This is a genomic window from Parasphingorhabdus sp., from assembly GCF_049667325.1.
GTDB lineage: Bacteria > Pseudomonadota > Alphaproteobacteria > Sphingomonadales > Sphingomonadaceae > Parasphingorhabdus.
On sequence record NZ_JBATHY010000008.1, the window covers coordinates 1 to 7,275 of the forward strand.

At 54.2% G+C, this 7,275-nt stretch carries 6 protein-coding genes and 1 tRNA gene; 2 read left to right on the forward strand and 5 right to left on the reverse strand.

What is annotated here, in order from left to right; all coding sequences use genetic code 11:
* Nucleotides 1-595: 595 nt before the first annotated feature.
* Both WBM93_RS00235 and WBM93_RS00240 read right to left on the reverse strand, forming a co-directional pair.
* A tRNA-Gly gene (locus tag WBM93_RS00235) sits at nt 596-669 on the reverse strand.
* Nucleotides 670-719: 50 nt separating this feature from the next.
* Nucleotides 720-2,234: a glycerol-3-phosphate dehydrogenase gene (locus WBM93_RS00240; protein ID WP_424426984.1), complete on the reverse strand. Its 1,515-nt coding sequence runs from the start codon at nt 2,232-2,234 to the stop codon at nt 720-722.
* A gap of 115 nt (nt 2,235-2,349) precedes the next feature.
* Between WBM93_RS00240 and WBM93_RS00245 the strand changes: the two genes are divergently transcribed.
* A complete protein-coding gene (locus WBM93_RS00245) occupies nt 2,350-3,822 on the forward strand; it encodes an FGGY family carbohydrate kinase (RefSeq protein WP_424426986.1) in 1,473 nt (490 codons plus the stop codon).
* A gap of 66 nt (nt 3,823-3,888) precedes the next feature.
* On the opposite strand, the gene WBM93_RS00250 is transcribed toward WBM93_RS00245, so the two are convergent.
* From WBM93_RS00250 to petA, 3 genes are read right to left on the reverse strand one after another with little or no spacing between them, the layout of a single operon-like run.
* Nucleotides 3,889-4,749, reverse strand: a complete 861-nt coding sequence (locus tag WBM93_RS00250; protein WP_424426988.1) for a cytochrome c1 — start codon at nt 4,747-4,749, stop codon at nt 3,889-3,891.
* 19 nt (nt 4,750-4,768) lie between these two features.
* Nucleotides 4,769-6,037, reverse strand: coding sequence for a cytochrome b (locus WBM93_RS00255; protein ID WP_424426990.1), 1,269 nt, complete (start codon nt 6,035-6,037; stop codon nt 4,769-4,771).
* Between the two features lie 13 nt (nt 6,038-6,050).
* Nucleotides 6,051-6,614 carry a ubiquinol-cytochrome c reductase iron-sulfur subunit gene (gene petA, locus WBM93_RS00260; protein WP_424426992.1) on the reverse strand — a complete coding sequence of 188 codons (564 nt, stop codon included), beginning with the start codon at nt 6,612-6,614 and terminating at the stop codon, nt 6,051-6,053.
* A 174-nt stretch (nt 6,615-6,788) separates the two neighbouring features.
* Here petA and WBM93_RS00265 point away from each other — a divergent pair, with 174 nt between their 5' ends.
* A complete protein-coding gene (locus WBM93_RS00265) occupies nt 6,789-7,247 on the forward strand; it encodes a tRNA (cytidine(34)-2'-O)-methyltransferase (RefSeq protein ID WP_424426994.1) in 459 nt (152 codons plus the stop codon).
* The last annotated feature ends 28 nt before the right edge of the window (nt 7,248-7,275 follow it).

The following is a 7,275-nucleotide window of genomic DNA, read 5'->3' on the forward strand; positions in this document are numbered from 1 at the left end:
AATGCATATGGCTGCGATCGCCTGGTTTCGCGAGATTCCGACTACCAGAGACGCTGACAATATCCTTACATTTTCGAAAATATCGGCCAAGACAATAGGGATATTGTTAAAAATGGCCGATTCCGGACGCCTGCCAGGCTGAGCCTATGGAGCCAGAAACCATAAAAATGCCAGGATCATCGATCAAATAATGCTGGATTTTCCCAGAATTCCGCCAGTTATTCCCGAGATGATGCGATCGTGGCATCGGTTTAGCTCAAATCTGAAATCGCGGTCGAATCCACTAAGGCGTGATTTTGCCGTGGTCACCCCAATCCAATCCGCCAATATTTCACATTTCGATATATTTTGCCGAATATGCGGGATATTCGCGCCCGCATGAACCCCGGCCGCCATGGTCACCACGGCCAATATGCCTCAGTGGAGCTATGGTTCACGAGCTTACGATCAATATAATTAATTGAATACATCGACTTAGCAGTATTATCTAAGTCTAATTATAAGACATTTGAGATTCAGAACGGAGAATCAGATGAAGTTTCCTTTAGAATCAAGTTACTAAAGCGGAAACTTTGTTAAAATAATGAAGAATTTATGGAGCGGGTGAAGGGAATCGAACCCTCGTCGTAAGCTTGGAAGGCTTCTGCTCTACCATTGAGCTACACCCGCATGTCCGGATCGACCGGATGGCCCGCTATTGCCACCGCTTTTGTGGTGCGTCAATCAGGAAAGGTTGATTTTGGGCTTTGCCGGCGGTCGAACCACAAAGCCACGGCTTGCTGCTCGGCTTCGCTCATATGCAAGCCCAGTTTCGATCGCCGCCACAGCACATCCTCTGCCGAGCAAGCAAATTCTCGATCGACCAGCCACTGGATTTCAATCTCGTAAAGACCCGCACCAAATTCCTGGCCGAGGCCTTCGATGGTTTTGACGTCTTGGAGAATCAATGCGGTGTCGGTGCCATAGGCTCTGACCAATCGGTGCAAAGTTGCCCGGTCGACAAAAGTCCATCGGCTTGCAAATTGGTCGGCCAGCGCGGCAAAACCGTCCGGCGGAAAATCACCTCCGGGCAGATGCGCCTCTTTGGTCCAGTCATCGCCATCTACTTCCAGCACTTCCGACAACGTCCGGATCGCCTGCACAGCGAGCACGCGATAGGTAGTAATCTTGCCACCAAAAATCGACAGCACCGGCGCGCCGTTCTGATTGTCATAATCGAACACAAAGTCTCTGGTGACCGTGGCGGCGGTCCGGCTGTGGTCGTCAAACAAAGGGCGGACACCGGAATAGGTCCATGCGATATCGTCACGGTCGACCGGGACTTCAAAATATTCGCTGACGGCGTCGCAAAGATAATCGATTTCGCCGTCGCTGATCTTGGCAGGTCCCTCGGCATAGCTCCACGGCTCATCGGTTGTCCCGATCAGAGTGTGATCGCCTTCATAGGGAATGGCGAAAATGATACGCCCGTCCCGGTTCTGGAAAATATAGCTGTGGTCGCCTTCATATTTGCGCTTCACGACAATATGGCTGCCCTTGACCAGACGCAGTTTCGCTGCGTTGCCGCTCTGGTCATACATGGCGGTGACCGGGTCGACCCAAGGGCCGGCGGCGTTCACCAATATATTTGCGCGCTCGGTTGTGACAGCGCCATGCCGCCGGACTTTGAGCTTCCAATGATCCGAACCGCGATCCAGTGCGACACATTCCGCCCGGGTCCGGATGTCGGCACCCCGTTCGGCAGCATCACGGGCTGTGAGCGATACCAGTCGGGCATCCTCGACCCAGCAATCGGAATAGGCAAAGCCTTTCTTGAGCCGCTTTTGCAGCGGGTCACCACGCCGGTCGGTGCGCAGGTTCACGTTTGAGGTCGCAGGCAAAATGTCGCGACCGCCGAGATGATCGTAAAGAAATAGACCGAGGCGAAGCAGCCACGCGGGCCGCATACCTTTATCAACCGGCAGGACAAATCGCATCGGCCAAATGATGTGCGGGGCGGCGCGAAGCAGAACTTCCCGTTCCTTGAGCGCCTTGCGGACGAGGTTGAACTCGTAATGCTCGAGATAGCGCAGGCCGCCGTGGACCAGTTTGGTGCTCGCCGACGATGTGTGCGAGGCGAGATCGTCACGCTCGACCAGCAGGACCTTCAGTCCCCTGCCCGCTGCATCGCGCGCAATTCCGACGCCATTTATGCCGCCGCCAATGATGGCCAGATCATACATCGCCGCAGTCATAGAGAAACCTGCGATTCGTGCAATGTTGCATCGCAATATACCCGACTTTATCCTTGCCTTTTGCTTGCCTTTTACCGGCCAGCTTATAGCGTGGATCGGGACAAGGGAGCGGACGATGGCGGCACAGCAGATATTGGTCATCGATGAAGGAACAACATCGACGAGGGCGATGCTGTTTGGCATCGATGGCAAATTGCACGGGTCGCAGCAGGAAGCGTTACATCAATATTATCCCGCCCCCGGTCTGGTCGAGCATGATGCCGCAGAAATCTGGGACAAAACCTTGAGCTGCTGCCAGAAAATGATCGAGCAAGCCGGTGGCGCCGACAAGATTGCGGCGATCGGTATCACCAATCAGCGGGAAACCGTCGTCGCATGGGACAAAAGAACCGGCGAACCGCTGGGCCGTGCGATCGTCTGGCAGGATCGCCGGACCGCTGAAAAATGCGATGCACTGAAGGCCGACGGTCTTGAGCCTATGGTACAAGCGAGGACCGGTTTGCTGCTAGATCCCTATTTTTCGGGTAGCAAGATCGGCTGGATGCTGGAAAATTGGCCCGAGGTACGCGCTGCAGGAGACAATCTGGCATTCGGCACGATCGAATCCTATCTCGTCTACCGGCTGACCGGCGGCCAGCATGTCACCGACGCCAGCAATGCGAGCAGAACGATGCTTATGGCGCTGGATGGCGAAGATTGGGATGACGAGCTGCTCGCGCTGTTCGACATCCCGAAACAGGCGCTACCGCAGATCGTCGACTGTGCTGGAGATTTGGGAACCACGGCGGCGGATCTGTTCGGTGGCTCGATTGCTATTTGCGGTTCCGCCGGTGACCAGCAAGCTGCAACCATCGGTCAGGCCTGCCTGGAGATCGGCCAGACCAAAGCGACATTCGGAACCGGCGCCTTCATCCTGACCAACAGCGGAGAAACCGCGCGCCGGTCGGAGAACCGTCTGTTATCCACCATACTCTATCAACATCAGGGCAAACGAATCTACGCACTTGAAGGATCGGTTTTTGTGGCCGGAAGCGTGATGCAGTGGCTCCGCGACGATATCGGCCTCCTTAAATTTGCCGGAGAGAGCGAGGAACTTGCCCGCTCGGTTGACGATAACGGCGGGGTGTATCTGGTCCCCGCCCTGTCCGGACTCGGCGCACCCCACTGGCGCGCCGATGCGACTGCGACGATTTCCGGTCTCAGCTTTGCATCGAAAAAAGCCCATATTGCCCGCGCTGCGCTCGAATCGATGGCTTATCAGTGCCACGATCTCAAAACCGCATTTTCGGCCGATGGCGTCGATTGGCAAAGTCTGCGGATCGACGGGGGGATGGTTGCCAACGACTGGATGGTGCAAGATTTGGCAGATATATTGGATATCACGGTCGAGCGGCCAGAGTTTTTCGAAACCACGGCGCTTGGGGCAGCTATGCTCGCGGCCGTGGGATGCGGGATATATCCCTCGCTTGAAGCAGCGTCGGTGATGATTTCGGCGCTGGATATCCATCAACCGGAAATAGACTCCTTGACCAGAACCCGCAGACTTGAGGGATGGGAACGGGCGATCAACTCGGTTCTGGCTAACTAGGCTACGTCCAGACGCAAAAAAGCCCGCAAGAAGCGGGCTTTTTCAATCTGCTGAAGTCAGTTGAAACTAGGCTTCAGAAGCTTTCTTTTTCTTTTCGGCTTTCACGTCGGCCCAAATCGTCCGGTAGGACAGATAAGCCAATATGGTCGCAATCAGCAGGAAGGCGAGAACCGCCCAGCCAGCTTGATGCCGCTCTTCCAGCTTGGGTTCTGCGCTCCAGATCAGGAAGGCGGAAACATCTTCGGCCATCTGATTGATGCTCGCCTTGGTACCATCAGAGTAGCTGACCATATCTTCAGCCGCCAAAGGAGACGCCATCGCCAAGTTCAGGTTGGCGAAATAGGGATTATAGTGCAATCCCGGGCCGGGTTGATTGGCCTTTGGCAGGTTCGCTGGTGGATTTTGATAGCCGGTCAGCAAGGAGTAGACATAGGGCGCTCCGCCTTCCCGCGCCTTGGTGATCAAGGACAGGTCAGGTGGAATAGCGTTGTTGTTCGCAGCGCCGGCGGCGACATCATTGGCAAAAGGTTTGGGAAACTTGTCAGCAGCAAGCGATGGACGGCTCGACATTTCACCGGTCGCCGGATCAATATCGGGAGTCTGGATCGGCCAATTGGCCGCAATCGCCTTCACTTCGTCTTCATTATAGCCGATTTCTTCGAGATTGCGGAAGGCAACCAGACGGAGCGAGTGACACGCGGCACAGACTTCCTTGTACACCTGGAAACCGCGCTGCAGTTGCTGGCGATCGAATTTACCGAGCGGACCGTCGGACGGGAATGATATGTCTTTCGCTTCTTTGTGAAACTGATGCTCAGCGGTTTCGACTGGTGGGTTCGTGATATATTCCTTTGCCCCCATGCCAAATGATACCAAGAGCCAGCCCGAGAAGAACAGGCCAATCAAGATTCCGATAATTCTTACCATTGCGACAGGTCCCTAATTCTTAGCTGGCAGTTGTGAGTGGCTTGCCGGTGACGGATTCCGTGATGCTGTTCGGCAACGGCTCTGGTTTTTCCAACCGCGACAACAGGGGCAAGATAATGAGGAAATGCGCAAAATAATAGGCCGATGCTAACTGGCTGATCATCACGAAGGGTTCCTCGGCCGGCGCACCGCCACAATATCCGAGTATCAGGACGTCAACCACCAGGATACCGAAGAAGATCTTGAACTTGGGCCGGAACATACCCGAACGCACCGGAGATTTGTCGAGCCAAGGGAGGAAGAACCAAACCAGGATCGCGGAGAACATCGCCAGTACACCAAGCAGTTTCGCCGGAATGAACAGGAAGTCGAAGGTGAAGGCGCGCAGAATCGCGTACCAGGGCCAGAAATACCATTCTGGAACAATATGGGCCGGAGTGGATAGCGGGTTGGCTGGTATATAGTTATCCGCATGGCCTAGCGCGTTAGGCAGAAAGAACATCATGGCGGTAAAGAAAATAAGCGCCACGCCGAGCGTCCAGCCGTCTTTCGCAGTATAATATGGGTGGAACGGTACCGTGTCCTGCGGCCCCTTTACGTCTACACCGGTCGGGTTGTTGGAGCCCGGGATATGCAGCGCCCAAATGTGCATGATGATGACACCAGCAATCACGAACGGCAGCAGATAGTGGAGCGAGAAGAAGCGGTTCAAGGCGGCGTTATCCGGCGCAAAACCACCGAGAAGCAGTTCCTGGATCGGCTTGCCGACCAGAGGGATAGCCTCGAACAGGCCGGTAATCACCTTGGCACCCCAGAAGCTCATTTGCCCCCAAGGCAGAACATAGCCCAGAAATGCGGTTGCCATGGCCAACAGATAAATGACCACGCCTAGCAGCCAGATCATTTCGCGCGGCGCCTTGTAAGAGCCGTAGAACAGACCGCGTCCGATATGGAGATAAATAGCGATGAAGAAGAAGCTAGCGCCATTGGCATGCGCGTAGCGGATCATCCAGCCACTGTTTACATCGCGCATGATATGTTCGACGGAATCGAAAGCGATATTCGCGTTGGCGGCATAGTGCATCGCCAATATGATGCCGGTGATAATCTGGATAACCAGGAATATACCGGCCAGAGAACCGAAATTCCACATATAGTTCAGGTTGCGCGGAGTTGGATATCCGGCACCGAGGCTATTGTAAATCAGACGTGGAACGGGAAGTTTTTCGTCCATCCACTGACCGAATTCGGTTGCTGGTGTATATTGTTTTGCCCAAGGAAAGCTCATTTTTATCTGTCCTTTAGCCGATTTTCACGACGGTGTCTGATAGGAATTCATGCTCTGGCACTTCCAGATTGCTCGGTGCCGGGCCTTTGCGGATGCGCGCTGCAGTATCATAATGCGAACCGTGGCAAGGGCAGAAATAGCCACCAAATTCACCTTTGATTTCGCCCTGTGCTGCGCCAAGCGGCACACAACCCAGATGGGTGCAAACGCCGAGTGTGATCAGCCAGTTTTCCTTGCCGACGGTAGTCCTCTCGGCCAGTGTCTGCGGATCGCGTAAATCTGAAATATTCACTGCATTGGCTTCGGCAATTTCTTCTGCCGTAAGATTGCGGATGAAAATAGGCTGCTTGCGCCAGCTGGTCTTGATCGACTGACCTGTTTCAATCGCCGAAATATCGACTTCAATCGATGCCAGAGCGAGAACGTCCGCGCTCGGGTTCATCTGATTGACCAACGGGAATACGGTAGCGACCGCCCCGGCGCCAGCAAAACTCACTGCTGCGATATTGATAAAGTCCCGGCGGCGAACGCCGCCTTCTTCTGCGACTGCCGTTTCAGCTGTTTCAACCGTTGCCATGCAAACAAGCCCTATAGATAATTATGACCCCTGACTGCCCGAACGTTTGATACTGCTTACCAACAGTTTGAACACGCAGTGAATTGCGCGCCTGATAGCCGCGAAGGATAGGGTTTGCCAACAGTGAATTTTCGATTGACCAAACATTCCCTTCTCGGTCATGGTGATCGCTTCATGAGGATAGCATTGTATCAACCCGAGATCGCTGGGAATTTAGGAACAATATTAAGGACTTGCGCATGTCTTGACGTGCCAGTTGATATAATAGAGCCCTGTGGATTTCCGTTCAGTGATCGCAGCCTTAAACGTGCCGGGATGGATTATTTCGACCATGTTGAATATACCCGCCACGCCGATTGGGACGCATTTCGTAAATCCGTTGCTTCCCGCGACGCGAGGATTATCTTGCTCTCCAGCAAAGCGGAACAACCACATCACGGATTCGCTTATCGCAATTCCGATATATTGTTGTTTGGTTCGGAAGGGTCGGGCGTTCCTCTGACTATCCACGACCAATGTGATGGACGAATCACGATCCCGATGAAAGCGGACATGCGCAGCTTGAACCTGGCGGTAGCGACTGGCATGGCTCTGGGCGAAGCCCTCAGACAAACAGGACAATATCCGGAATGACGACAAAATTGGATGACCAGCAACAGGC

Excerpts from the sequence above, each read along its gene's own strand:
- WBM93_RS00240 (WP_424426984.1), bottom strand. The coding sequence starts at position 2,234 with ATGACTGCGGCGATGTATGATCTGGCCATCATTGGCGGCGGCATAAAT.
- WBM93_RS00255 (WP_424426990.1), bottom strand. The coding sequence starts at position 6,037 with ATGAGCTTTCCTTGGGCAAAACAATATACACCAGCAACCGAATTCGGT.
- WBM93_RS00250 (WP_424426988.1), bottom strand. The coding sequence starts at position 4,749 with ATGGTAAGAATTATCGGAATCTTGATTGGCCTGTTCTTCTCGGGCTGG.
- WBM93_RS00265 (WP_424426994.1), top strand. The coding sequence starts at position 6,789 with ATGAGGATAGCATTGTATCAACCCGAGATCGCTGGGAATTTAGGAACA.
- WBM93_RS00245 (WP_424426986.1), top strand. The coding sequence starts at position 2,350 with ATGGCGGCACAGCAGATATTGGTCATCGATGAAGGAACAACATCGACG.
- petA (WP_424426992.1), bottom strand. The coding sequence starts at position 6,614 with ATGGCAACGGTTGAAACAGCTGAAACGGCAGTCGCAGAAGAAGGCGGC.